Origin of the sequence: Psychrobacter muriicola 2pS (genome assembly GCF_904846535.1) — a bacterium.
Classification (GTDB): Bacteria; Pseudomonadota; Gammaproteobacteria; order Pseudomonadales; family Moraxellaceae; genus Psychrobacter; species Psychrobacter aquimaris.
This window is the reverse complement of the sequence record NZ_CAJHBC010000003.1, coordinates 78,898-104,105: the sequence shown is the minus strand read 5'-3', so window position 1 is coordinate 104,105 and position 25,208 is coordinate 78,898. Positions and strand designations below refer to the sequence as shown.

At 42.1% G+C, this 25,208-nt stretch carries 23 protein-coding genes and 1 pseudogene; 14 read left to right on the top strand and 10 right to left on the bottom strand.

Annotated elements, in window-relative coordinates; genetic code table 11:
• Positions 1-227: 227 nt before the first annotated feature.
• The 7 genes from hfq to radA all read left to right on the top strand — a co-directional run bounded on the left by hfq (position 228) and on the right by radA (position 6,532).
• Complete coding sequence (gene hfq, locus JMX93_RS05205) at positions 228-761, top strand: RNA chaperone Hfq (protein WP_193013118.1); 534 nt, start codon at positions 228-230, stop codon at positions 759-761.
• A gap of 215 nt (positions 762-976) precedes the next feature.
• Positions 977-1,969: a KpsF/GutQ family sugar-phosphate isomerase gene (locus JMX93_RS05200; RefSeq protein ID WP_499204065.1), complete on the top strand. Its 993-nt coding sequence runs from the start codon at positions 977-979 to the stop codon at positions 1,967-1,969.
• Positions 1,970-2,038: 69 nt separating this feature from the next.
• Entirely contained in the window at positions 2,039-2,605 is a 567-nt protein-coding gene (locus JMX93_RS05195) for a KdsC family phosphatase (protein WP_499204281.1), read from the top strand.
• Positions 2,602-3,186 (top strand): LPS export ABC transporter periplasmic protein LptC, encoded by a 585-nt coding sequence (gene lptC / locus JMX93_RS05190; protein WP_499204064.1) that lies wholly within the window; start codon positions 2,602-2,604, stop codon positions 3,184-3,186. The genes JMX93_RS05195 and lptC overlap by 4 nt, the downstream gene beginning before the upstream one ends.
• 90 nt (positions 3,187-3,276) lie before the next feature.
• On the top strand, positions 3,277-3,855 hold the full coding sequence (lptA, locus tag JMX93_RS05185; RefSeq protein ID WP_499204063.1) for a lipopolysaccharide transport periplasmic protein LptA: 579 nt from the start codon (positions 3,277-3,279) through the stop codon (positions 3,853-3,855).
• Positions 3,856-3,958: 103 nt separating this feature from the next.
• Positions 3,959-4,738, top strand: coding sequence for an LPS export ABC transporter ATP-binding protein (lptB, locus tag JMX93_RS05180; RefSeq protein WP_406947316.1), 780 nt, complete (start codon positions 3,959-3,961; stop codon positions 4,736-4,738).
• Positions 4,739-5,092: 354 nt separating this feature from the next.
• Positions 5,093-6,532: a DNA repair protein RadA gene (gene radA, locus JMX93_RS05175; RefSeq protein WP_499204062.1), complete on the top strand. Its 1,440-nt coding sequence runs from the start codon at positions 5,093-5,095 to the stop codon at positions 6,530-6,532.
• Positions 6,533-6,710: 178 nt separating this feature from the next.
• On the opposite strand, the pseudogene JMX93_RS05170 reads toward radA, so the two are convergent.
• Together JMX93_RS05170 and rodA are read right to left on the bottom strand one after the other, a co-directional pair.
• Positions 6,711-7,052 (bottom strand): annotated as a pseudogene (locus JMX93_RS05170) (septal ring lytic transglycosylase RlpA family protein); the annotation flags it as partial.
• A 1,237-nt stretch (positions 7,053-8,289) separates the two neighbouring features.
• Complete coding sequence (rodA, locus tag JMX93_RS05165) at positions 8,290-9,432, bottom strand: rod shape-determining protein RodA (RefSeq protein ID WP_193013113.1); 1,143 nt, start codon at positions 9,430-9,432, stop codon at positions 8,290-8,292.
• A gap of 257 nt (positions 9,433-9,689) precedes the next feature.
• On the opposite strand from rodA, the gene JMX93_RS05160 reads away from it, so the two are divergent.
• Together JMX93_RS05160 and JMX93_RS05155 are read left to right on the top strand one after the other, a co-directional pair.
• Positions 9,690-10,646 carry a D-Ala-D-Ala carboxypeptidase family metallohydrolase gene (locus JMX93_RS05160; protein ID WP_499204061.1) on the top strand — a complete coding sequence of 319 codons (957 nt, stop codon included), beginning with the start codon at positions 9,690-9,692 and terminating at the stop codon, positions 10,644-10,646.
• Positions 10,647-10,888: 242 nt separating this feature from the next.
• A complete protein-coding gene (locus JMX93_RS05155; RefSeq protein ID WP_193013111.1) occupies positions 10,889-11,455 on the top strand; it encodes a hypothetical protein in 567 nt (188 codons plus the stop codon).
• A gap of 123 nt (positions 11,456-11,578) precedes the next feature.
• Here JMX93_RS05155 and JMX93_RS05150 read toward each other — a convergent pair whose 3' ends face one another.
• The 3 genes from JMX93_RS05150 to JMX93_RS05140 form a co-directional block, all read right to left on the bottom strand.
• Complete coding sequence (locus JMX93_RS05150; RefSeq protein ID WP_499204060.1) at positions 11,579-13,132, bottom strand: M16 family metallopeptidase; 1,554 nt, start codon at positions 13,130-13,132, stop codon at positions 11,579-11,581.
• Positions 13,133-13,201: 69 nt separating this feature from the next.
• Positions 13,202-14,713, bottom strand: coding sequence for a M16 family metallopeptidase (locus tag JMX93_RS05145; RefSeq protein ID WP_499204059.1), 1,512 nt, complete (start codon positions 14,711-14,713; stop codon positions 13,202-13,204).
• An 84-nt stretch (positions 14,714-14,797) separates the two neighbouring features.
• Positions 14,798-14,962: a hypothetical protein gene (locus JMX93_RS05140; RefSeq protein WP_499204058.1), complete on the bottom strand. Its 165-nt coding sequence runs from the start codon at positions 14,960-14,962 to the stop codon at positions 14,798-14,800.
• A gap of 353 nt (positions 14,963-15,315) precedes the next feature.
• Between JMX93_RS05140 and ftsY the strand changes: the two genes are divergently transcribed.
• Both ftsY and JMX93_RS05130 read left to right on the top strand, forming a co-directional pair.
• Positions 15,316-16,737, top strand: coding sequence for a signal recognition particle-docking protein FtsY (gene ftsY, locus JMX93_RS05135; protein WP_499204057.1), 1,422 nt, complete (start codon positions 15,316-15,318; stop codon positions 16,735-16,737).
• A 65-nt stretch (positions 16,738-16,802) separates the two neighbouring features.
• Complete coding sequence (locus JMX93_RS05130) at positions 16,803-17,375, top strand: methylated-DNA--[protein]-cysteine S-methyltransferase (protein ID WP_499204056.1); 573 nt, start codon at positions 16,803-16,805, stop codon at positions 17,373-17,375.
• A 103-nt stretch (positions 17,376-17,478) separates the two neighbouring features.
• Here the strand turns inward: JMX93_RS05130 and JMX93_RS05125 are convergent, their stop codons facing one another.
• Positions 17,479-18,228, bottom strand: coding sequence for a YebC/PmpR family DNA-binding transcriptional regulator (locus JMX93_RS05125; RefSeq protein WP_443558961.1), 750 nt, complete (start codon positions 18,226-18,228; stop codon positions 17,479-17,481).
• A 400-nt stretch (positions 18,229-18,628) separates the two neighbouring features.
• Between JMX93_RS05125 and JMX93_RS05120 the strand changes: the two genes are divergently transcribed.
• Positions 18,629-19,459, top strand: a complete 831-nt coding sequence (locus JMX93_RS05120; RefSeq protein WP_193012267.1) for an ion transporter — start codon at positions 18,629-18,631, stop codon at positions 19,457-19,459.
• Between the two features lie 48 nt (positions 19,460-19,507).
• On the opposite strand, the gene JMX93_RS05115 is transcribed toward JMX93_RS05120, so the two are convergent.
• Together JMX93_RS05115 and aroQ are read right to left on the bottom strand one after the other, a co-directional pair.
• Positions 19,508-20,809: an ABC1 kinase family protein gene (locus JMX93_RS05115; RefSeq protein WP_193012268.1), complete on the bottom strand. Its 1,302-nt coding sequence runs from the start codon at positions 20,807-20,809 to the stop codon at positions 19,508-19,510.
• Between the two features lie 138 nt (positions 20,810-20,947).
• Positions 20,948-21,490, bottom strand: coding sequence for a type II 3-dehydroquinate dehydratase (gene aroQ / locus JMX93_RS05110; RefSeq protein ID WP_496191644.1), 543 nt, complete (start codon positions 21,488-21,490; stop codon positions 20,948-20,950).
• Positions 21,491-21,955: 465 nt separating this feature from the next.
• On the opposite strand from aroQ, the gene JMX93_RS05105 reads away from it, so the two are divergent.
• Entirely contained in the window at positions 21,956-22,171 is a 216-nt protein-coding gene (locus JMX93_RS05105) for a cold-shock protein (RefSeq protein ID WP_011513806.1), read from the top strand.
• A 286-nt stretch (positions 22,172-22,457) separates the two neighbouring features.
• Positions 22,458-23,612 (top strand): DEAD/DEAH box helicase, encoded by a 1,155-nt coding sequence (locus JMX93_RS05100; protein ID WP_193012270.1) that lies wholly within the window; start codon positions 22,458-22,460, stop codon positions 23,610-23,612.
• A 150-nt stretch (positions 23,613-23,762) separates the two neighbouring features.
• Here the strand turns inward: JMX93_RS05100 and JMX93_RS05095 are convergent, their stop codons facing one another.
• Both JMX93_RS05095 and ccoS read right to left on the bottom strand, forming a co-directional pair.
• Complete coding sequence (locus JMX93_RS05095; RefSeq protein WP_499204055.1) at positions 23,763-24,626, bottom strand: sulfite exporter TauE/SafE family protein; 864 nt, start codon at positions 24,624-24,626, stop codon at positions 23,763-23,765.
• Positions 24,627-24,834: 208 nt separating this feature from the next.
• Positions 24,835-25,134 (bottom strand): cbb3-type cytochrome oxidase assembly protein CcoS, encoded by a 300-nt coding sequence (gene ccoS / locus JMX93_RS05090; RefSeq protein ID WP_499204054.1) that lies wholly within the window; start codon positions 25,132-25,134, stop codon positions 24,835-24,837.
• Between the last annotated feature and the right edge of the window lie 74 nt (positions 25,135-25,208).

Sequence of the window (25,208 nt, the reverse complement as noted above, 5' to 3'; positions counted from 1 at the left end):
ATTGACGTTTGTTGATAAGAATAACTAATGAAACAACTAGTTACTTAATTATTTACAATAATAATGTATTCGCGATAAAGTGGAATCACTTAAGAACAATTAGCGTTTATTTAGATACGTTTTATAAAGAAAATTTATTATTGTATCTGCCGTTAGCCATTATAATTAAATTAACACTTAAAATAATTGGCACTAAAACATAATTAATAATATTTAGGAGAGCTCTCATGTCAAAAGGACAAACTTTACAAGATCCGTTTTTGAACTCGCTGCGCAAAGATCGCATTCCTGTCTCTATTTTTTTGGTCAATGGTATCAAGCTGCAAGGTCAGATTGAATCATTTGATCAGTACGTAGTATTGCTCAAAAACACAGTTAGTCAAATGGTATACAAACACGCTATCTCAACCGTCGTGCCAGCACGTAATCCACGTAGCAGTACGACAACGACAGGTACTAGCACTCAACCGCAAAGCACTGCTCCAGCAGGTTATCAAGGCGGCGGATTTGAGCGTGGTAGTAATCCTGCTAGTACAGGTGGCTTTGAAGAGCGCGGTTTTGCGTCTAGTCGTAGTGGTTTTAATCGTGGCGGCTTTAGCCAAGGTCAAGATCGTGGCTTTGAGCGTGGTAGCTTTGGTCAGAGTCAGGATCGCGGCTTTGAGCGCGGCGGTTTTGGTCAAGACCGTGGCTTCGAAAATCCAGCAGACAATACGGGTTTTGAGGATAAGTCAAACGATGAATCTAATGATAACAATGGTTAGAAAGCAAGATTCATTATCCAAGGTGTATTATTAATATATGATTTGTCCGATCAAAACCTGCTTTTTATAGTGGGTTTTTTTTGTATAAATAAACGTATAATAATGGTCTGAGATTACATGCAGAGCTGTTAGCGATTGGTTTCGCAGATTATTATTAATATTGGGCATAGTATAGTAAAATACGTGATTGATTCATTATAAAATAGAGCGAATCCATGAGTAATACCCCAATCAATCTAACCCATGAGCAATTTATCAGTAAGGCTATCGAAGCGATTAATACTGAGATATCGGCGTTGGCTTTACTAACAGAGCAGATAGACGATAGATTTGCGCAAGCTTGCGATATTATTTTGGCTTGTAGAGGTCGAGTTGTGGTCACTGGTATGGGTAAGTCAGGATTGATTGGGCGTAAAATAGCGGCGACGTTTGCCTCTACTGGTACGCCAGCCTTTTTTATGCATCCTGGTGAAGCAGGGCATGGCGACTTAGGCATGTTGGTAAAAGGTGATGTACTGCTTGCCATCTCTAACTCTGGTGAGTCCGATGAGATTAAGATGCTGCTGCCAGTGGTCAAACATCTAAATATTCCACTGATCAGTATTAGCCGTGATAAGCGCGGTATGTTACCTCGTGCCGCTAACATTGTATTGACGCTTGGTAAATCGCAAGAGGCTTGTCCACTTAATCTTGCTCCTACCTCTAGTACCACGGCGACATTGGCACTTGGCGATGCATTAGCCGTTGCCTTAGTACATGCGCGCAACTTTACCTCAGAAGATTTCGCATTATCGCATCCAGCAGGCGCATTAGGTCGTCAGCTGCTAACGCGAGTTGAAGATTTAATGCATACTAGATCGGAAGATTTACCGCTCATTCATCAGCAAGCACCCCTGCAAGAAGCGCTTTTCACTATGTCTGCTGGGCGGTTAGGTATGACGGTGGTGACCGATGATAATGATAAGGTGGTTGGGGTATTTACAGATGGTGACCTACGCCGTGGTCTAGAAAAAGGCATCGATTTGCAAACGCCGATGCGTGAAGTAATGGTCAGCAATCCACGGTGCATTAGCAAGAGCATGCGCGCATCAGATGCGCTCAGTGTAATGAATGAAAATGGCATCAGTCAGTTGCTAATCATTGACGACGAAGACCGTTTAGAAGCGATTATTACGGTACATGATTTGCTACAAGCCGGTGTAAAATAACGAGAATTAATAAAAATATTGATTTATAACAATAAAATTTAAAAAACAGCGTTAAGAAAGAGGGACATGATGCAAGACTTAATCAAAAAAGCTGGACAAGTAAAACTGTTGATAATGGACGTCGATGGTATTTTATCGAATGGTCAAATTATCTATGATGCCAATGGTATCGAGACCAAGGCTTTTTCTGTCCATGATGGCGTAGGGGTTAAGTCGTTAGCAAGTTATGGTATTTTGACGGCTATTATCACAGGTCGTAGCAGTGCTATGGTGGATAAGCGCGCCGCGGAAATGGGTGTTAATCATGTGGTGCAAGGTCGTGATGATAAGCTGATTGCTTTAAATGAGCTGCTAAGCATACTTGATCCAGCGCTCAATATCACGGCTGCCGACTGCGCTTATATGGGTGATGATTTGCCAGATATTAAAGCGATGCAAACCGTTGGATTTGCTGCAACAGTACCCAATGCACACGCCGAAGTCATCAATCGCAGTGATATGGTCACTACTCGAGCAGGTGGCACTGGCGCAGTACGTGAAATATGTGACCTCATTTTGAAAGGTCATGGACACTATCAAGACTTTATCGCGCACTATACGCTTGATGAAGTCAAAACTCAGGATAATTTGTCGTGAATACTCGTGTTTTAATAGTCCTTGCCTTGATTATCGCCGGTATTGCAGGCTGGTTTTTTCAACAACAAGGAGAGATAGCGCCACCAGTTAGTATGGAAGCGACTGATGTTGATTATGAAGCAACAGACATCAAAGCGGTACAGACTAATGAGAAAGGCGAAACTGAGTATGAGCTGACTGCCAAAACATTGACGCACAATCCAGAGACCAATTTAGATGAGATGTCAGGCATCACTATGAATTGGGAGCCATCGGCAGAGCAGCGCTATCGTATTGAAGCGGGCAGTGCTGCTATCAGTCAGCAGACGGGTGAACTCAGCTTGTCAGGGGGTTTTTCACTGGTCAGTGAAGGTAATAAAGACGCACCAGATATTGAACCGATAAAGGTGACAGGTAGTATCCTTAAGGGCAATACCAAATCAGGGCAAGTATATAGTGATGCGCCTGTTAAGGTTGAACAAGGCATGAATCGGTTTGAAGCTTCTAGCATGACCGCCAACCTTGAGACTGGTGAATATGAGTTTGGTCAAGTTGCTGTCGCTTTTACTCCAGCTGAACGCCAAGACAAAGCATTGTTTTAATTGCAATAACTCTTATTGACTATGTAATAAAAATAGCAGCTAGCATAAAGTTTGCAAATCCTACTACCCATTATAAAACGAGTGATTTTTATGACATCTAAATTTTTGCCTACTTTGCGCTCATCATTAGCACGCTTCAATCTAACATCGTGCCGCTTGCGTCAATTACATGTGCTGCCAACGGTTATACTGCTGGCACTGCCACTTTACAGTCATGCGCTGCCATCAGATGCCAATCAAGAAATCAAACTATTGGCTGATAAAGCGACGTATAGTGAGCGTACAGGCGTTACCAGCTATTCGGGTAGTGTCATTATCACTCAAGGTACGTTTAAAATGACCGCTGATAACATTACGGTTAACCTATCACAGGGTCGCAGTATCAACTCGGCAGTAGCGACCGGACGCCCTGCAACCATGCAACAGGTTGTCACACAAGAAAAAGGGCTGGCTAAAGGTCAAGCCAATAAGATTGATTATAATGCAGTCACTGGTATTGTTACTTTAACGGGTAATGCTAAGTTGGTTCAAAATGGTGCAAGTTTTTCTGGTAATGTCATTCGTTATAGCCTAAAAGCTGGTGATGTCGAAGCAACTGCTGGCGGTAATCAGCGCGTAGAGTTGGTCTTTCCGCCCAGTAGTAATAGTAGCCAAAGTAGCATCCGCTAAAAAGCTGAATAGTAACTGTAACTGTAACTGTAACTGTAACTGTAACTGTATTAACACCCCTTAGCGTATTAGTGCTTGAATTCTGCAACCGTATGAGTAAGTTATGAGTGATAATAAAAATACAAACCCTTTGGCAACCAATAATAATACAGCGCCTGCCACGCGATTATCGATGCAAAATCTAGGCAAGCGCTATGGCAAGCGCTGGGTTGTGAAAGATGTCTCTTTCTCCGTAGAACAAGGGCAGGTCGTTGGTTTATTAGGTCCAAATGGTGCAGGGAAGACAACCAGTTTTTATATGGTGGTAGGATTGGTCAATATGGATAAAGGCCGTGTCACTCTAGGAAAAATGGATCTGTCTAAATATGCCATGCATGAGCGTGCGCGTGCGGGTATTGGTTACTTACCACAAGAAGCATCTATATTTCGCAAATTGTCTATCGAAGACAACATTTTGGCTATTTTAGAAACTCGTAAAGAATTGAGTAAAAGCGAGCAAAAGCAAGAGCTTGAAAAGCTAATCGGTGAATTCCATCTAGAGCATGTGCGAAAATCATTAGGCATGAGCGTATCAGGTGGTGAGCGTCGTCGCTGTGAAATTGCCCGTGCATTGGCGGCTGACCCAAAGTTTATTTTATTAGATGAACCGTTTGCAGGCGTCGATCCTATCTCTGTTGGTGATATCAAAGACGTTATTTTGACCCTAAAAAATCGTGGTATTGGTGTTTTGATTACTGATCATAACGTCCGCGATACCTTAGCCATTTGTGAGAAAGCTTATATCGTCTCAGAAGGTGCTATTATTGCTGAGGGTACTTCTAGTGAAGTGTTAGAAAATGAATTGGTGAAAGCCGTTTATCTGGGTAAAGACTTTCAAGTGTGAATTAGGATGTGTTGAATATTCGACTTGTCTCGAACACATTTTTGCTAAATGAGCAGCGATTAGCGGTAGCTATTTGCGAGTGTTCAATACGCCCTAACACCTCAATGCATTTTTCGCGTTACTATTTAAACTGTCTGTTGGATTTATAGTTTTCATTAAGCTCTCAAGACAGCGCTTGCTACTTTTCTTATATCTAGCTATTCATCACATTTAGCCTCATTTCTTCTATAAGATCTGGTTCATCATATCGATGGCTGATTTATCTCAAAATCATTCTCAAATTAACGCTTATAAGAGCGTCACGATATCTTATCAATTAATCTTGATTGGACACTTGAATAAGGTTCATAAGTTATGGCAAAAAATAAGAGCAGTTATGTCTGTCAGCATTGCGGCGCGCATTTTGGTAAGTGGGCAGGGCAATGTACCGATTGTGGTGAATGGAATAGCTTGGTCGAAGCACCCAATGTCAGCATGCCACATCATAATAAAAATGTTTCTAAACCAGCAGCAAATCGCTCAGCAACTCGTGAATCAGGCAGTGCACCAACAGGAAACTATTCGGGCACGCATAGTGCGGTCATGCCACTTAATGCCGTGAGTGTAACGCTAGACACACGCTTACCAACTGGTATCAGTGAGTTTGATCGTGTACTTGGTGGCGGATTGGTTGCCGGTTCAGTCGTTTTGATCGGCGGTGATCCTGGTATCGGTAAGTCGACGATTTTGTTGCAAACTGCGACCAATATGGCACGTGCCGACTCATTGGCAGGTAGTGCATTGTATGTGACTGGTGAAGAATCATTGGCACAGGTTGCTATGCGCGCTAGACGCTTGGATTTACCAGCCGATAGATTACGCGTGCTGGCTGAAACCAATGTAGAGACTATCTGTGCAGCCCTGACTCAAGAGCAGCCCGCCATCGCTATTATTGACTCTATTCAAACCATTTATACGGATGCAATCAATTCTGCACCTGGCGGTGTCAGTCAGATTCGAGAGTCTGCGGCTATCTTGACTCGCTATGCCAAACAGACTGGTACAGCGCTATTTTTAGTGGGTCATGTGACCAAGGAAGGCACTCTCGCAGGGCCACGCGTCCTTGAACACATGGTTGATACTGTCTTATATTTTGAAGGTCAATCAGACTCACGCTTTCGGATGATTCGTGCCGTTAAAAACCGCTTTGGTGCAGTCAACGAATTAGGTATTTTTGGTATGACTGATATGGGACTGAAAGAGGTCGCCAATCCATCAGCGATATTTTTGAGCCGCTATGACAAACCTGTTGCTGGATCTGTCGTCATGGTCAGCCGCGAAGGCACACGACCCTTGTTGGTGGAGGTGCAAGCGTTAGTCGATGATTCACAAGGCTCACCTAGACGAATGGCATTAGGGTTGGATTTTCAGCGTCTGTCCATGCTGCTGGCCGTCATGCATCGTCACGGCGGTATTCACACCAGCGGACAAGATGTGTACGTCAACGTCGTCGGTGGTGTCAAGGTCATAGAGACTGGATCTGATTTAGCGGTATTGTTGGCTTGTGCCTCAAGTATTAAAGAAAAAGCATTGCCATCGTCATTGGCCGTATTTGGTGAAGTGGGATTATCGGGTGAAATCCGTCCTGTACCGAACGGTCAAGAACGTTTAAAAGAAGCGATGAAACATGGGTTTAAGCATGCCATTATTCCAAAAGCCAACGCACCTGCTAAAGATGCGCCTCAGTTTAAAGGTATCAATGTGATTGCCGTTGAACGTCTTGATGATGCCATTGAAAGTGCGTTCGAATTGTAAGGTTTAATGGTTTTGATTATGGTTGTTTTATAAGTTATCTCATAAGTCCTTTCTAAGGACTATAAGTTTATTCGTAGAGGCTAATGAATACAATAAACTGGAACCACAAAAAAGCGCCTAATCACTGATGTGTTAGGCGCTTTTTATGTTCTAATTCAGAGAGACTGTTTTCTCAGAATTATGGTCCTGAAACGCGCTCAATAGCAACATTACCCACACCTTTACCTGTAATACCAAGTTTTTTGGCAGCACCATAAGACAAGTCTAGCACACGGTTGCCATGGAATGGGCCACGATCATTAACTTTTACCACAACGCTTTTACCATTAGTCTTGTTTGTGACTTTAACATAACAGTTTAACGGTAGCGAGCGATGTGCTGCTGTTAAGCCATTCATGTCGAAGGTTTCGCCACTGGCTGTTTTACGACCATGGAATTTACGACCATACCAAGAGGCTAGACCTGTTTGTTTGAACTTACTGACCGAGTTAGAGGCTACGGCTGTCAGGCGCTCTAATACATCTTCATCATTGGTCAGTTGAGTAGTGTCACTGGCTAACAGTGAGCTGCTAAGTGCCAACGAAGTCGGTTGGCGTGCTGACTTAACCAAACTTGATGCACCATCATGCTGACGGCTGAGCTCACCAAGTACACGATCGATATGGGAGGCGTTATCTTGTGAAATCATTGCAAGAGAGGTTTTTGCTTCTACAGCATTTGCATTAGTAGCAACTGCAGAGCCAGCAAATAATACTGCTGACATGGTAAGTAAACCAGATAAACGCTTATTCATAGATACCTCTATAACTTATACTTTAAAATCTAACTCTAATAGTTTTAGACTGAGAGTGGCAGTGTTAGACCAATCTAACAGCGTCACAAACTCTAAAGCCACATCATCAATCTTTTTTTCATATAATTATTGATGCTAAATAAATGGGGCTTTTATAGATTTTAAGGTATGGTAATTTTTCATTTCATTATCATAAGCGGGTCAATACAATATGACCAAAGATGCTTATGAAACGCTCAAATGATAGTCAACGATATTAGTAAAACACCCAATTTGAATACAAAGGTTGAGTGTCGAGTCCGCTATATGTGCTAATTACAAACTTTCTCACATTGCTAAATTAATAAAGGTTTTAAAAGGTATTGCGTGTGTCTTTGTTATTAAACCGTTAATTAAGTAGTGTATTTGAAAGCTTGGAATCTACAATTCGCTAACTATACGTACGAGCTACAACCAAAATATAATTAAATGCAAAGTTTATTAGTAGCTATGTACGGGTTATGTATCAAAGTACAGTAAAACGAGGTTAACGCAATTATTTGTAAAAAACAAGGATTAAAACCTATCCGTACCAATTAGCAACGAAGTGTTGTAGTAAGAAAGAATATGAGGGGTATTTGTATTTATCTCAATTAAATCAAATATTTGTATTTAATTTCGAAGGTAGATATGAGGGTTTTTATGGCAAGTCATGCAACTTGCCATGAACAAATTAAATAATCGAAATGATTAAAAATCTTTATTTCTGGTTGGTTATTATTTATTTAAGATCATTGTTTAAATGCATGAGGGCCTTAATTTACTGGTTTATTCCATTCAAGGCTTTCGATAGGATGTATTTTTTCGATTCCAAACGTTAGCTTCAAATATTGTCCAAACACTAATCGCATCAATATGAATAGCATCATGAATAGTATCAACATAAAATCTAAATTTTCATTAAAAAGTTGTTGGTAACTGTAATTTAACTGGGCTTATGAGTGTGAATGGACATAAGTAGTCCAAATCCAGCCATTAACGTCACTACTGCTGTACCACCATAGCTAATGAAGGGCAGAGGAACCCCAACGACGGGTAAAATACCACCAACCATACCCACATTAACGAACACATAAACAAAGAAAGACATGGCAATAGCACCCGCTAGTAATCGACTATAAACATCCGGATGGGTGAAAGCAATGTATAAGGCACGTAGGAGCAAACAGGAATAAATGAACATCAATAAAATCACGCCCAACAAGCCAAACTCTTCTGAAAAAGCCGCGATAATAAAATCAGTATGACCTTCTGGTAAGAAATGTAAATGCGACTGCGTGCCCTCTAAATAACCCTTACCAGTAAGACCACCCGCACCGATGGCAGTTTTTGACTGGATAATATTCCACCCAGCCCCTTGTACATCGGCTTCAGGATTAAGCAGTGTTAAGACACGTGTACGCTGATAATCATGTAATAGGAAATTCCAAGCAATCGCAATAAGCGGTATCGCTAATATGGCGGCAGCTGAAATCAACCGCCAAGATAGCCCTGCCAAAAAAAGCACAAAGATACCACTGGCTGCTACCAAGAGTGACGTCCCAAGATCAGGCTCTTTCGCAATTAATAACACAGGAACGATGATTAAGGCCAAGGTGATAGCGATGCTTGATAGAGAGGGTGGTAGGTCACGTTTGGATAAAAACCAAGCGCACATCATTGGCATCCCAAGCTTCATAAACTCTGATGGTTGCACACTGCCAAACCCTGGTAAGTTAATCCAGCGCTGAGCACCCATACGTACCTCACCGATGATATCGACCAACACTAATAGAATTAATCCCAGTAAATAAAATATGGGTGTAAAAGTGCGATAAAGACTAGGCGGTATCTGTGCCATGATAAACATAACCGTAAAGGCAACACCATAGCTGACCATTTGACGTAATACCATGCCGACATCTTGGCCAGCAGCACTATATAAAATAGTCAAACCAATGCAGCAAACCGTCAGTAAGAGGAGGGTCAACCATGGATCGATATGTATACGCTGCCATAACGTCGGTGCATGGCCTTGGCCTAAATGATGGCTCTGACGTGAAAAACGGTATTGCGGATTAGAAGACATAGGCAAAGTGTGTCTGGCAATTGAGGTAAGAGGGAAGTTTCAAATCAGAACCATGCTTTAAAGTAATTGTATGATATCTTTACTAGTAAAATATCGTGGACAAAGTAACACATAAGAGATAAAGTCACATAATTATAAAAATTATAAGGATAAGTGTTAATTACGAATAACACGCCTCTGATTGAAGGCGATAGTTTAGCTTGCTTGCTGAAAATTTGATAGTATCGATAAAACGTTTTTAGCGGTAGATTTTTGCAATGACTAATACAAAAAAACATCCCTATAGGCAGATCCACAAGCCTATTATTGCACTACTCGTGTGTGCCAGTAGCTTCTCTGTTCATGCCGCTATTATAAGTGACAATAGTGAGCGCCGTATCCAAGTACGTCATGGTAGTAGTGCGGATAGTAGCAGTAATGCTTACATCAGACCTTCTTCAAATACCACAAGCCATAATCCTGGCGTTACCATGCTGAGTGGCGATAGCATGCAGGGCTTGATAGCCCAAAAGCAGCGTGATTTTGAGTTCGATGCCAGTCTGTCTATTGAAGAAAATAAGCGCATGAATATCAATCGGCGCGCGCCTGCTTATAACACAACTTACAGTAATAACAGCTACAGCACGGCGAACAATACTTATAATAGCAATTATAATGATTCTATTAGTATGGATTTTAACGCATGGTTGAATAGCAATAGCTACCGTGCTAGGCAAGTGGCAGATTATCAACGTTACCTAAATTCACGAGTGGGCGCACAAAATGTCCCGCCTATGTCGCAATTACTCACGACAGCACGAAGCTGGAGCAAATGTGGCTATGAGCCTTATCAGCTGCCACCGCAGGAGTTATGGGCAAATATCGTCCCGACATTACGTTTGTATGGTGAGTTAAAGCATCAAGGCATTCTACCCATCAGTAGTGAAATACGCTCGGTATATCGGAGTCCTGGTCTTAACGACTGTGCAGGCGGTGCCGATAGTAGCAAGCATATGAATGCCAGTGCTATCGATATATGGGTACCAGATTATGAAGATAACTTATGGCAGCTTAGTACTATGCAAGATGGCTTATGTCAGTTTTGGCAATATCAGGGGCAATCCCATAATTTTGGTTTAGGCCTATATGCTACGGGTGCTATACATTTAGACACGGATGGTTATCGTAAATGGGGCTTTAATCACGCCAGTAGCTCATCTTCGTGCCGCTATTAAGTCATCCATAAGCTATCGAAAAATCAAATAAATATGAGCCAAAGGTAATAAAATTAGATTAAAAGGGCTATAATAATACTTATGAAAGGCAGCACTAAATGATGAACAGTTTAGAATCATAATATGGTCTATATTGTATAAACCGGATACGGTATCAAGCTCGCTTAGCCTGGAATTAAAAACCTATGTTTAATGATTATTTGGTTTATGAAGTCATATAGCGTTTATTATAAGTAGGATTTATGAAAAAGCGGTATTCAGCAACAGTAAAAACGTATCAGTCTGCTAAGCCAAAAAAAGCGTTTTTGCAATCAAATAACACGTATGTGGCTTTATTTGGTTCAGTTTTTCTGTTTCTTTCATTGATCAGTGCCTGTAGCCCAGAAACGTTTTCTGAAGAAAGCTCTCTAATTACAGAGGATTCCCCTACTGATCCTGACAGAAACTTACAGGATATTGAAGACAATATCAGAAATTCCTATGCTCAGCTGGCTTCACAGCGCTCAGATATCTGTCCAAAACTTATACAAGAAGAAGTGGGCAGTGAGGTTGTTGAGCGTACTGCAGAAGTGATGGTGAATAACCACTGTGATTATTTCTTATATCCACGAAGTGGGCAGCACATCTCGGTTAGCATTAACAGCAGTCAAATTGAAGCCCTCTTAATAGTGCCAGCGCTGCATAACTTTGCCAATGGTGATTATCAAGTAGACTCTTATGACAAGCACGTGATTCGATTGACCTATAATGGTGCAACTTATAAACCTGAAAATTTTATGTACGACGTGGCAGTGACTGTTTCTGGTTAAGTGTCTTATTTTCTAGGATGGATAACTTAGTATCGACTTTTAAAACCATTCATAAATAGTGTCATTGTATAAAAAAATACTGGGTAATACTAAATAGTGTTGCCCAGCATTTTTTTTGTATGGCTATTTATTGGTCTTTTTATCTTTCCAAGGATCCTCTTGTCCAACGGTAACGATCAAGAAATCATCAGGCTTAAGGGTATCTCGCATGGTTTGATTGACTTCTGATAGCTGTACTTGGTCGATACGTTTGACATAATCAGTCAGATAATTATTCGGTAATTGATAAAAATTCATCATTCCAAGTAAGCCATTAATTCCCGCATTGCTCGCAAAACTCATTGGAAAGCTGTTTTTAAGATTGTCCGTCGTTAAGCGCATCTCAGTGTTGGTAACACCTTTTTCTAAGGTGTCGTTGATGACTGCTAAGCTGGCATCGATAGCCGCACGAGCCTTATCATTACGCGTTGAAAAACCAATTTGGTACGGTCCTCGTGCTAGCATGGGATTCATAGAGCCTGATATGCCATAAGTGTAGCCCAAGTTTTGTCTAACCTCAGTCATGAGTCGAGCATTAAAATCACCGCCTGCAAGTATCTCATTACCAACTGCAAAGTTGGTTTGCTTTTGCTGAGACTGGGGATCGGTGGCGCGCTTATCTCCCAATTGTCCCATGAGTACGGTAGTTTGAGTGCTTGGGAAGGGAATATGAATGTGCTTGGCTTGGCTCAGTGGTTTGGGTTCAGGCAGCTCAGTTGCGGGCTGACCTTTCGGTAATTTGCTAGTGATATCTTCAGCAAGTTTTTTTGCTTGCTCTAAGGTTAGATTGCCAGTGATGGCAACAGAGGCATTTGCTGCGACCAAGTAGCGGTTTTTGAAATCTATCAGTTGTTGCTTTTCGATAGTAGGGACGCTTTCAAGCGTACCCGCTGATGGATGGGCGTAAGGATGATCCCCATACAATGCTTCGTTAAATGCGATGCTAGCAAGGCTGTTGGGATCTTGTTTTTGCTGCTGCAAGCCCACCAATAATCGTGCTTTATTGCGTGCTAGGATGTTTTCATCAAAAGCGGGCTCGCTGAGCATTTGAGTCATTAAATCAACGGCTGGAAGTAAATGTTTGTCATCAGATAAGCTACGTAGCGAGACAATAAACATGTCTTTATAGGCACTGCTGTTTAGGTCAATGCCCAAGGTTTCAACAGCTCGAGTAAATTCATTTTCGTCTAAGCGTTTAGAGCCTTGCGTCAGCATGGTAGCGGTCATATTAGCAATACCAAAGCCTGTGCTACTAATACTGCCATCACGGGCGCTACCAGCGTTAAAGCGTAAGTCGATATCGACAATTGGTAAGGCTGTCGTCTGTACAAAACGTACGGGTACACCTGCTTTGGTTTTGAACTGCTGAATCGTTGGGACAGTAACTTTTAACGGTTTGTTATCGTCAAGGCTGGTTAGCTTTGATAATGCGGCAATCGGTGCGCTCGTATCCACTGCCGTAGAGTCACGATATTCTTCAGCACTGGTTGTATCTGCTTGTGCTGCCATCGTCAATGTTGTTAGACCTAACAAGATACCAACACTAAGATGTGACAGTTTTTGCATGGTTGGCATTGCTAATGGTATTAAGTTGAACGCTTTTTTTCTCTTTTGCAATAAATCACTATTCTGAGTCATGGTTTTCTTCTTATAAATAAGGTCTTTATGATTGGCGCTTGTATCGAATAAAGAGCTAACAGGACACTATTATTTCTCTGTCGCTGCTTGGTCTTTAGGCGGGATGATATGCATCACTGTTAAATTGTCCTTTACCAAATACTTTTTGCTAGCAGCTTGTATGTCAGCAATCGTCACGCTATCGAGTTTGGCGGGTAATTCGGCAAGCAGCGTATCGTCAAGACCGATAGACTGTAAGGAGCCAATCATCCGCGCCTGACCCTCCATACTGTCTTGCGCATAGACGAGCCCTGTGACCGTATTGGTTTTGGCACGCTCAATTTCATCGGCGGCAATGGGATCGGTTTTGAGCTTTTCTATTTCAGCAATGATGGCTTGTTGTGCTTGTGCTAAGCTGACACCTTCACGTGGTGTTGCTTGTATTAAAAACAGCCCATCGCCACGATCTAGCAAGTCATATGAAGTACCTACGGTGGTAAGCAGACCTTGTTCGCGTATCAATCGACTCTCAAGTCGCGCAGATAGACCACCATCTAATACATCCTGAGCCAGTGAGAGCGCATAAGCTTGTTTTTCATTGCCTGTCCCTGCTGTCACAAGGCTCGGGACGTTATAACCCATTAATAATACTGGCACTTGTACGGCTTGCTCGGAGTCGACTTGCTGATAGCCACGAAAGCCTTTTTGACTGACGGCAGGACGTTTAGGTAGGTCACTTGGGGGTAGTTCACCAAAGTAACGTTTGACTTGAGCCAGTACTTCTTGCGGCTTAACGTCGCCAACGACGACTAACGTTGCATTGTTTGGTGCGTACCATGTCTTATACCAATCTTTTAAATCTGTAAGGGTAATGGATTCAAGCTCATCCATCGGACCAATGACGGATTCGCCTTTTGGACTGTCGGGCAAGGCTAGCAAACGAAATGACTCGTAAGCCTTGGCAAGTGGATTGTCATCAGTGCGTTGGCGGCGCTCTTCCATGACCACTTGGTGCTCTTTGACAAACTCCTGCTCATTAAACAATAGGTTTTTCATGCGATCTGCTTCTAGCTCTAGCGCCAAAGACAAGCGGTTGGCAGGGAATAGCTCGTAATAGCCTGTATAGTCGTAGCTGGTAAACGCATTATTGACGCCGCCAAATTTAGCAATCAAGCGCTCATAGTCGTCGCTCGAAACATCAGTAGTGCCTTTAAACATCATATGTTCGAGCAAATGCGAGATACCGCCTTTATCCAGCGGCTCATCAGCTGACCCTACCCGATACCAGATTTGGGTCATTACCACAGGTGCGCGATGGTCTTCTTTTACAACTACCTTTAGACCGTTTTCTAACTGATATTCATGTCGACCTGACATATCCATGGTCAATGCTGATGATGGCTGAATATCTTGACTTGCTTTACTTGGACCTACCTCATCTTTACCCAAAGTATTTTGAGTCACTGGATTCTGAACAGTCGACAATGCGCTAGCGCTGATAGTATTGGTTTGGCAAGCAGCAAGAGTCGTTGCTATTGCTAAGGCGCAGGCAAGACGTAGAGAGGCGGTATGTAGGGGCGACGATGATAAAGGCAGTGGCATGGTATGTTCTACTTATATAAAATGGCAACTTGTAAATTGATAAGTGCCTAGGTCACTTTCAATACGAGCGATAGATAGCAGGTTTTATAAAGATTTATGTGCACCAACCATCACACTGGCCGTTGGTTTAAATTCTTGAGTGGTGTTACAGCCTGTCGTGGATAGTACCAGTGTTGCTACTAGTAAAGCTGAGCTGATGTTGATTGCTTTTTTACCGTACGTTTTGCCAGTGTTAGATAGTGATGGCATAGATAATTCCTAAAAATGATGGTTGAGTAAGCGATAGTGAAATAATTAGTAAGTTTTGGAATAAGGCTTTTTCTACAATAAACTCTGGTAGAGTAGGCGAAGTTTAGCATGTGTAAGGTCAGATTTTTGTTTCCAAATCTTAAGCGAAACTTTCTAAATGGATGGTATGGCTTGCTAGATTTGCAAAAATTGACGATAGGCTATGATGGTAAGGTCTGAGCGCAACTCGAATTATGATAAACTACGCTAAAAATTGTCTGTCGTGTGTCATGACCCATGGCAAAAACATGACGACATACCAACCCATTTAAAATAATCAAATAACTGATCGTGATAACTTTTAGGGCAAGCTTATGAATAACTCCAATAATAGCAGTCGTGTGATCATTAATCTCGATGGCGATCTTGATGAATTAGATGACGATGATATTACCTTACCTAGTCTGCCTTCGCAATCTGTGCCCATTATCGATGAGAAAGAAGAATCGGTCTCTATCCAAACGCCCAATGATAAAAGCGTCGCAGATCAGCAAAAAGACAGCACGATAAACAAAGATGTCTCAAGCGCTGATGCAGCACAAAATATTGCTTTGGGTGCGCCGATTGTGAGGACAGAAGAGCAAAGCACGTCTAAAAATGCATCTGAAAGCTTTATAAGCGCTTCATCAGCTGATAATGATAATAAAAATATTGATACTAAGCTTAGCACTATTTCTACTGCCCCAATCATGCCGTTACAGGAGCAGCTAGGGGATAGCCCAAATGTCAGTCCTGCAAGTAGTGCTGTACAAGCGACCACTCAGCCAGAAGTCGAATCCACAGAGCTGCAAGAAAACAAGAAAAAAGGTAGCTGGTTTAACCGCATGAAAACGGGACTGAGTAAGTCGCGTAAAAATCTTGCTGAAGGTATGGTCAGTATTTTGATCGGTGGCAAAGAGATTGATGATGAGCTATTGGAAGAAGTTGAAGATCAGCTATTGGTCGCCGATATCGGTGTCAACGCGACCAATCGTATTATCAAAAGTCTCACCGAGCAGACAGACCGTGGTGATCTGATTTATGCGCATTCATTATATAAAGCATTGCAAACTGAACTGGTTGATATCTTAACGCCGAAAGTTGCACCGCTAATTATTGATACCAGCAAAAAACCTTTTGTGATTTTAGTCGTGGGCGTTAATGGTGTGGGCAAAACCACGACGATTGGTAAACTTGCCAAGCGTCTACAAGGTGAAGGCAAGTCAGTTATGCTAGCAGCTGGTGATACGTTCCGTGCTGCCGCAACCGAACAGCTGCAAATCTGGGGTGAGCGCAATAACATTCCAGTCGTGGCGCAAGGTCATGGTTCTGATAGTGCTTCTGTCATTTTTGATGCCATGCAGTCTGCCAAAGCAAAAAACATTGATGTGCTGATAGCAGATACCGCTGGACGCTTGCAAAACAAAACGCATCTCATGGCGGAGCTAGAAAAAGTCGTACGCGTCATGCGTAAAGCCGATCCACGCGCACCGCACGAAGGTATGATTGTTCTCGATGCTGGCACGGGTCAAAATGCAATTAACCAAGTTGAATTGTTTAATAAAGTCGTACCATTAACCGGTATTACTATTACTAAGTTAGATGGTACTGCAAAAGGTGGCGTGGTCTTTAATATTGCCGAAACCACAGATGTGCCTATTCGTTATATTGGTGTTGGCGAGTCGATTGATGATTTACGTGCCTTTAGTCCAAAACAATTTGTCGCTGCCTTGTTTGAGACTGATGATAAAGAGTAGCGCTCGATAGGTCATTTTAGTCGATGAATGAGTTTTGAAAACAGCATACTTTGAAAGGAAGCATCATGATAGTCACCGAAGCAGCTTTTGGAGCACACCAGTTAACGTTAATTGCGAGTGTCAATGAGCATAGCAGCCCTAAACTGGTGGAAGTCAATTGGCTGCTAGCAGGTGACTCTTGGCATAGCTCGAAATCTATTCCTAAACTTAAGAAGCACTATGGGCTTGTCGATCAAAGTTTTACGTTCATCAATAACGATAGCCTAAGCAAAAACGAGCCTGCTCAAGCGCTACTGATAGAGACTATTGCGCAATTAACAGCGTATTTTAAGGGTGAGCGTCAGGCATTCGATTTGCCAATTGATGTAAGCTTAGGAACCAAGTTTCAGCAACAAGTTTGGCAAGCATTACAAGATATCGGTTATGGCGAAACAATCAGCTACGCGACACTGGCACAAAATGTGGATAATCCCAAAGGATTTCGCGCGGTGGCCAATGCCAACAGTAAAAACCCTTTTAGCGTTATCGTTCCCTGTCATCGAGTCATTGCTAGCGATGGTAGGCTGGGTGGCTATACAGGTGGACTGGATAAGAAAACATACTTGTTAGCACTTGAAGGCGTCACTTGCAAAACTTAGTTTGAAAAAAATGCTCGTCAGATATTGCTAAACAAAAAAGGCCAAACATTTTAAACGTTTGGCCTTTTGTATGATTGACACATAAATGGTTGCGGGATAAATACTATTGCTCAAGCTGTGTCATTACTTCAGCAGAAAAGTTCACATTGCTATAAACTTCTTGCACGTCATCGATATCTTCTAGCATATCAATCATTTTCATGACTTTTTCAGCGTCTTCCACATTGTCTATTTCCGCAACAGTGGATGGTGACATGGTGACTTCAGCATTGTCAGAGACCAGACCTGCAGCATTAAGTGCATCTTTGACTTGACCGAAACTTTCCCATTCGGTGATAACCAGCAGGCTATCACCATCATTCTCGATATCAAGCGCGCCAGCATCTAGTGCGATCAACATGACTTCGTCTTCTAAACTTGTATCATTAAAAGTGATTTCGCCGCGTTTAGTAAATAGATAAGCCACTGAGCCTGAAGTGCCAAGATTGCCTTCATTTTTAGTAAAAGCATGACGCACTTCACTGACCGTACGGTTAAGGTTGTCAGTCATGGTTTCGACTAACACTGCGACGCCGCCGACACCATAGCCTTCATAGCTGACTTCGTCCATATTATCATTGTCATCGCCACCTGTACCACGAGCAACTGCTCGGTTGATGGTATCTCGTGTCATATTGACTGACAGTGCTTTTTCAATGACAGCACGTAAGCGTGGATTTTTGTCAGGGTCGGGATCACCTTGCTTGGCAGCAGAAACAATTTCACGAATAATCTTAGTAAATATTTTGCCTTTTACCGCATCCTGACGGGCTTTACGGTGTTTAATATTTGCCCATTTTGAATGGCCTGCCATATAACATCCTTAAGTTTTGCGTATTATTTATTGTGCTTAAAAAATATTTAATAACAATCTTTCATTCTAGAATGTGTCATTAATGAGAGTGTTTATACATCTCAAGACTTTACAATCTGCATGATGACACACACTAGGTTCGCGTATTTTTATGATATAGATTGCCTTATCTATTTAAAGGAACAGAGCTACCGACACGTTAACGATTTGTATGTTGTTGAGAGTGCTTTTTTGCTACACTGTGGCAACTTATAGATTGTATTCACTGTGATACGTGAACAATATTATAAACCAGTTTTATGTATTTTGACTAACTTGGCCTTATCCAGCGTATTTTAAATCATTGGTTGTCATCAAGCCATCGGTTTTATAGCGCTACTGACTCGATACTACTGACTCTATGAAGCAACCAACCGCTGAAGCCATTACCCATCTGCGTAACCGCATTCATATCATTATTGAAGGCACAGATACCCGTTTGGGTAAAATCTTTGATATTGTATTACTGATTGCGATTTTGACCAGTGTGGCTGTGGTCATGCTCGACAGTGTGTTATACATGCGCCTGCAATATGGCACTATATTCTTCTATGCCGAATGGTTTTTTACCATTTTATTCACGATAGAATATGCTCTTAGGTGGTTTTCAGCACCCAACCGCTTTCGTTACGTTTTTAGTTTCTATGGGGTAGTCGATTTATTGTCTGTGCTGCCAAGTTACTTGAGCCTCATGTTTGTGGGTGTACAGTATCTATTAGTGATACGGGTTTTGCGTATTTTACGCGTGTTTCGTGTACTCAAACTCAAAGCCTATATGCAACAAGCGGGTTTTTTGGCCTCAGCGCTTAAAACCAGTCAGCAAAAAATCACGGTATTCTTTTTGTCGCTGGTATTATTGGTCACGATTTTTGGCTCGATTATCTACGTGGTAGAGGGACCAGAGAATGGTTTTACCAGTATTCCGCTGTCTATCTATTGGGCAATCGTCACCATGACCACAGTTGGCTATGGTGATATGTCACCGAAAACACCGCTCGGTCAAGCCATTGCGAGCATGGTCATGATTACGGGTTATTCGATTATTGCAGTGCCAACGGGTATTTTTACCTCGGAGTTGGCGCGTAATATGCGACCTCAACTCAATCCTGTAACTTGTCCTAATTGTGGCAAATTTGGTCATGCTGTCGCAGCAGAATTCTGTGATCGTTGTGGGCACGCTTTGCATATCTAGCAGTTTTGACGCGTTGTCTACTTTCGTCAATATCTATATTTTATATTACTATACATCGATGTATTCACTAACGAGTGGTGATAAGTCAATTTCAACCCCAAGGTTGACCAAATTCCAGTACTGCCCTGATACCGTGCGATCTAGCATCATGGTCGTTGCAGAAGGCTGGAATTGCCCAAAGTATTTCAACGACGTCCGCATGTGCGCAATGGCTTCGTGATGCACCTGACTTTGACCAAAATCAAAAGCGCCTTCTTGATAAGGTTGAATGGACAGAGGCTTTAGGCCAATGGATAGCCATTTCTCATAAAACTCCCCAGGGATGTTTTTATCATCATCACGGCGAATATCAAGAGCGATGAGGTCTTGCTCAAGTGCAGTCACATCCCCTTTAATGGCATGCTTGGCAAAACGGCGGAATAATTGAACTTCGCTGTCACTATAGCTACGAATACCACCGAAGTCATAAGCCACCACACTGCCATCTTTGCGAAAGGCGAAGTTACCGGGATGTGGGTCGCAGTGCATACGGTATAAGCCAAAGAGTTGTCCTGCGGTAAAGTGGAACAGGCGCTTGGCTATGTCTTGTTTGATGTCGTTGTCCCAAGTCGCCGCGACGGTTAGCGTTTCTCCCATCTCTTCTGTTAATGTCAAAATCCGTTTAGAAGAGTGGCTGCTAATGACCTTAGGGATAATAAGACCTTCGTCTTCTGCATGAAATGCGCCAAACACTCGTAAGTTATGCGCTTCTTTAATATAGTCCAACTCATCATGTAAGCTTTGGCGAATCTCGTTGAAGAGCTGTTCCTGCAACTGTTTGCTCATATTGAGCACACCCGCGATTTTTAGTGCCATTCGCACTTGTTTGAGGTCGCTATCACAGTTCTCATCGACATCAGGGTATTGAACCTTGACCACCACTTTTTGACCCGATAGCAAAACGGCTTTATGCACTTGGCCGATGGAAGCAGCAGCAAACGGTGTCTCTTCAAATTCGCTAAATAATTCTGCCACAGGTGCTTTAAGCTCGCGTTCGATTTGTGCACGTATCTGAGCATACGGCATGGGCGGCGCATCTTTTTGCAGCTTTTCTAATGCTGTCGCCACTTCAGGTGGGAACACGTCTTTGTATTGAGAGGCAATTTGCCCGACTTTCATCACCGCGCCTTTCATTTCACCCAATGTTTCGGCTATCTGGACACCCACATCTTGCATCAGCTCTGAGCGTGCTTGCAAACGTTTTTCTTCGTCACTTGAGAGGTGCTTAAATGAGTTTTTAGCTGCTTTTCCGGCAATACTTGCTGTCATGCCAGCCAATTTCATAAAGCGCTTTCCAGACGATTTTGCCATTCATATCACCATATAGTGGGTTGTTTGCTCAGCCGTAATTTTAGTGTTTTAGTCAAACAATTGCTGTTTAACTCGTGTGCTATTGATAATACATTGATAAAACGCTGTTATACAATTGATTATTTTCGGTTATCAAAATTAGTATGAGTCGCTGATTGTGACAGAGTAGAGGTTATCAAGCCAATAGGACAATGCCATTTGATAACCCAAATGCCCCAAACCACAAATAACACCGACGGCGACGTCGCTTAGATAAGAATGATGGCGAAAAGGCTCGCGCGCATGCACATTGGATAAGTGTACCTCGATAAATGGTTTTTGTGTGGCCAAGAGCGCATCACGTAATGCAACTGAGGTATGAGTAAAGGCTGCAGGATTAATAATAATGGCATCTACTTGCGCAGTTTTATCCGCTAAGAGTCCATGATGTTGGATGTCATCTATCAGTTTGCCTTCATGATTGGATTGTATGCATATTAATTCAATGCCATGCTGAGCTGCACGTTTAATCAGACGTTCTTCGATATCTGCTAGTGTCGTATGACCATAAATCTCAGGTTCGCGCTTACCCAATAAATTCAAATTGGCTCCATTAACCAGTAACAACTTATGAGTGAGTGTTTTATCGGCATTTTGCTTAGAAGGCTTGACGGTTGGTATAGATTGAGAAGAAGAGGTCATAATGGTCTCTATAACGATGAAGCGAGGTTGATGGTTTATTATTTGTTATAAGGTTTAAGTATTATACAAGTATGAAATTGCGCTGTTTAATCAAACCTTTCTCTTTATGATAACAGCTTGATGGCGAGGTTATAAAAAAATTACATGAAAAATAAAGCTAAAGACAAAAAATCATGTTAAAAGTCTTTATGTTGCTAAAAACCCGTGCTATGATATTTTTTATGCAATAATTATTGCAAGTTTGTTGCTACTGTCGAAGCAGCTTATGCCGAAGTAGCGTAGTAAGCAAGATAGTCGTTATTTTTGTAAATAGTGGCTGTCTTGGTACATACCGCTATTTGCTATAGATGTGATAGTAGTTAGGGTAGTACTTTTAAGTTTTTGATTTCATTATCTTAGATCCCGTTTATATGCAATGTTGCAAAGGAATTTGGGGCTAAGCGGACTTTTTTAGGAAGCAATATTATGTCAGCTCGTGAGCAAGGTATCGTTAAGTGGTTTAATGACTCAAAAGGCTTTGGTTTCATTCAACGTGACAGCGGAGAAGATATTTTTGTCCATTTCCGCGCGATTCAAGGTGATGGCTATCGTTCTTTAAAAGATGGCGAAAAAGTTGAATTCAGTGTGGTAGAAGGTGATAAAGGCCTTCAAGCTGAAGAAGTCAGAAAAGTAGAAGAGTAATCTATCCAGTCATTAGAGCGGTTTAGCTATAATGTCTGTAGACACTACTGATATACTACTGAGTCAAGCCCGTTTTATCTTACCCATGTTGAGTCAAAACCAGCATGTTTGGTAGGATCAGGCGTTAGGCTTGGCTTTTTTTATGCCCGTATCTCAGTCAGCTGTACATAGATTTAATATTGCTGTTGCTTAATCTAGATAGCGATATAACGGTTTATTATGAGCCTATTTATCATAAGTCTACTTATCATTAATGAACAAGCGATTAATTTAAAAGGATATTTTTTTGAGTAATTTCACCACGTTTACTGATTTGCCACTTTCAGCACCGACCTTACGTGCCGTAAGTGATCTAGGTTTTACTGCATTGACGCCTATCCAAGCACAAATACTACCGCATACGTTGGCAAATCAGGATGCTATTGGACAGGCACAAACGGGTACTGGCAAGACAGCAACCTTTCTACTGACTATTATGGAAGCTTTGCTTAAACGTCCTTTTACCAATGATGAAGAGCGTTATTTGGGTGAGCCACGTGCTGTTGTCATGGCGCCCACTCGTGAGCTTGCTCAGCAAATATTTGACGATTGCATTGCTCTAACCAAATACACCTCGCTACACAGTGTTTGTATCATGGGTGGCACCAATTATGAAACCCAACAGCATGAGCTTGAGCGTCAATACGTTGATATTTTGGTCGCAACTCCTGGGCGTTTGATTGATCTTGCCAATAAAGGCATGGTTTATTTAGATCGAGTGGAAGTACTGGTATTAGATGAAGCGGATCGCATGCTGGATATGGGTTTTATTCCTGACATCAAGCGTTTGGTAGGTCGGATGCCAGCCAATACAGACCGTCAAAGCTTACTGTTCTCTGCTACCTTTAACCAAGATGTGATGAATTTGGCCTATCGCTGGTTACATGAGCCGCAGTTTGTTGAAATCGAGCCGGAACACAAAACCAGCGAATTGGTTGATCAGCACTTTTACTTACTGACAGAAGATCAAAAGTTAGAAGCGTTGCAGCGTATTATCAGTGACGAGGCAGTGGATAAAGTTATTGTCTTTGCCAATCGTAAAGACCAAGTCAAGCGCCTCTATCATAAGCTGCGTCAAGCGCATAAAATTGTGATGTTGTCAGGCGATGTCATTCAGCAAAAGCGTGAAAAGTATCTACAGCGTTTTAAGGATGGTCATGCTTCTATTTTGGTGGCAACCGATGTCGCAGGGCGCGGCATCCATGTCGATGATATCAGTCATGTAGTCAATTATACTTTGCCTGACCAGCCAGATGATTACGTACATCGTATCGGTCGTACGGGTCGTGCTGGACAAACAGGCATCAGCATTAGTTTTGTGAGTGAAGATGATGCTTTTAATATACCAGCGCTAGAGAAGCATTTAGATACTAAGTTTATGCTTGAGCAGTGGCAAGAGTAGTGATTTCTAAGCCATTAGTGCTGCTATAGTACGCCGCTGACGAAATGATAAAAGCCCTAAACGTCATGATTGATGTTAAGGGCTTTTTTGTGTGGTAGGTTTTGATGTTAAATGATTTTATATTTTAACAGTATTTGTTATCGATGATTTTTATTGAGTTTGTTCCATCATTTCAGAATGCTCATGGTGATTCATATTGATCGTGCTATCACTCATATCATGCATACTATGATCCATACCTTGGTGAGAGGTGCTGGCATCAGCTGGCATCATATTATGGCTGCTGTGATCCATCATTTGTGAATCGCTCATTTGCATATTGGACATATCATGCCCACCATGCATACTAGACATTGCTATAGGTACAAACACAACGGCTAAACCAGATAAAACCATGACAGCGCCATTAAGTTGTCTCAAGCGAAAACGACCAATCTTGTCACGTAACCAGCCAACGGTCTCGTGCGTGGCGACCAGCATCGGTACGGTTCCTAAGCCAAACACAAACATGAGTGCGGCACCGCTGAGCGGGTTGTGAGCGACGACTGCAATGAGTAATGCACCATAAACCAGTCCGCAAGGCAAAAATCCCCAAAGCAGCCCAGCAGTTAATGCTCGCGGAAAGGTGTTGAGTGGAAATACTTTTTGACGAAGTGGGCTGAGATATTGCCAGAAACGCATACCAAAACGCTCAAGATTTTTTAAAAATGGTGCGCCCAGCATGGTCACGCCGACGAATACTAACACCAAGCCTAGTAAGATACGCGGCGTACTATTACCTTTCATTAAGGGTTCTAGTACAGTGATGCCAATCAATCCTGCCATCAAACCCAAAAAGGCGTAACTGGTCAAACGACCTATATGGTAAGTGGCCACAAGAGCACGGCGTTTGGTGGGGCTGACGTCTTTCATCGATAGCCCAAATGCTGTCACCAGACCGCCACACATGCCTAAGCAATGCGGCGAACCAAAAAATCCCATCAGTAATGCCGCAATAAGTAAGGCGGTGGTCATGGGGCGATTCTCCTAAAAAATGAAAGGTGTACCTACTTATATAGTCGGTATTGAATCAACACTTAGTAGTAAGTAATACAGATAGTTAAAGCCTTTATAAATGGTTACGGCGTTCACCTCGCTCAATGCACCAATTCGTACTATTTGCGCTCAGTTGCCATATATTTATACTTTTAATAGCTTCTACTATAGATAAGGTAGATCAAGGCTAGATTTTTGGATGTTTATCAAGGTCAGACTGAGTTACTGACTTTATATCATCAGGATGGATCGCCTTATCATCAGCGATCATATCAGTCGCTGTGGTAGCGTCATTTTGCGAAACAGGCATTGAGTGTTCATGAGCCTGTATGGTTTGCCGACGCTCTTGGCGATCATCCAATATGATGCGCTGTGATGCATTGTCCAAATCTTCAAACTGGTTTGATTTGACAGCATAACGCACCGCCCAAATGGCAACCACAAACAGCATGAGACTTAATGGAATTAACAAAAATATACTGAGCATGGTAACTCTCTTAAATAGCATTTTCTTTTATTATTATACACTCATCACAAGTGTAGTGGATGATCAGTAGTGAT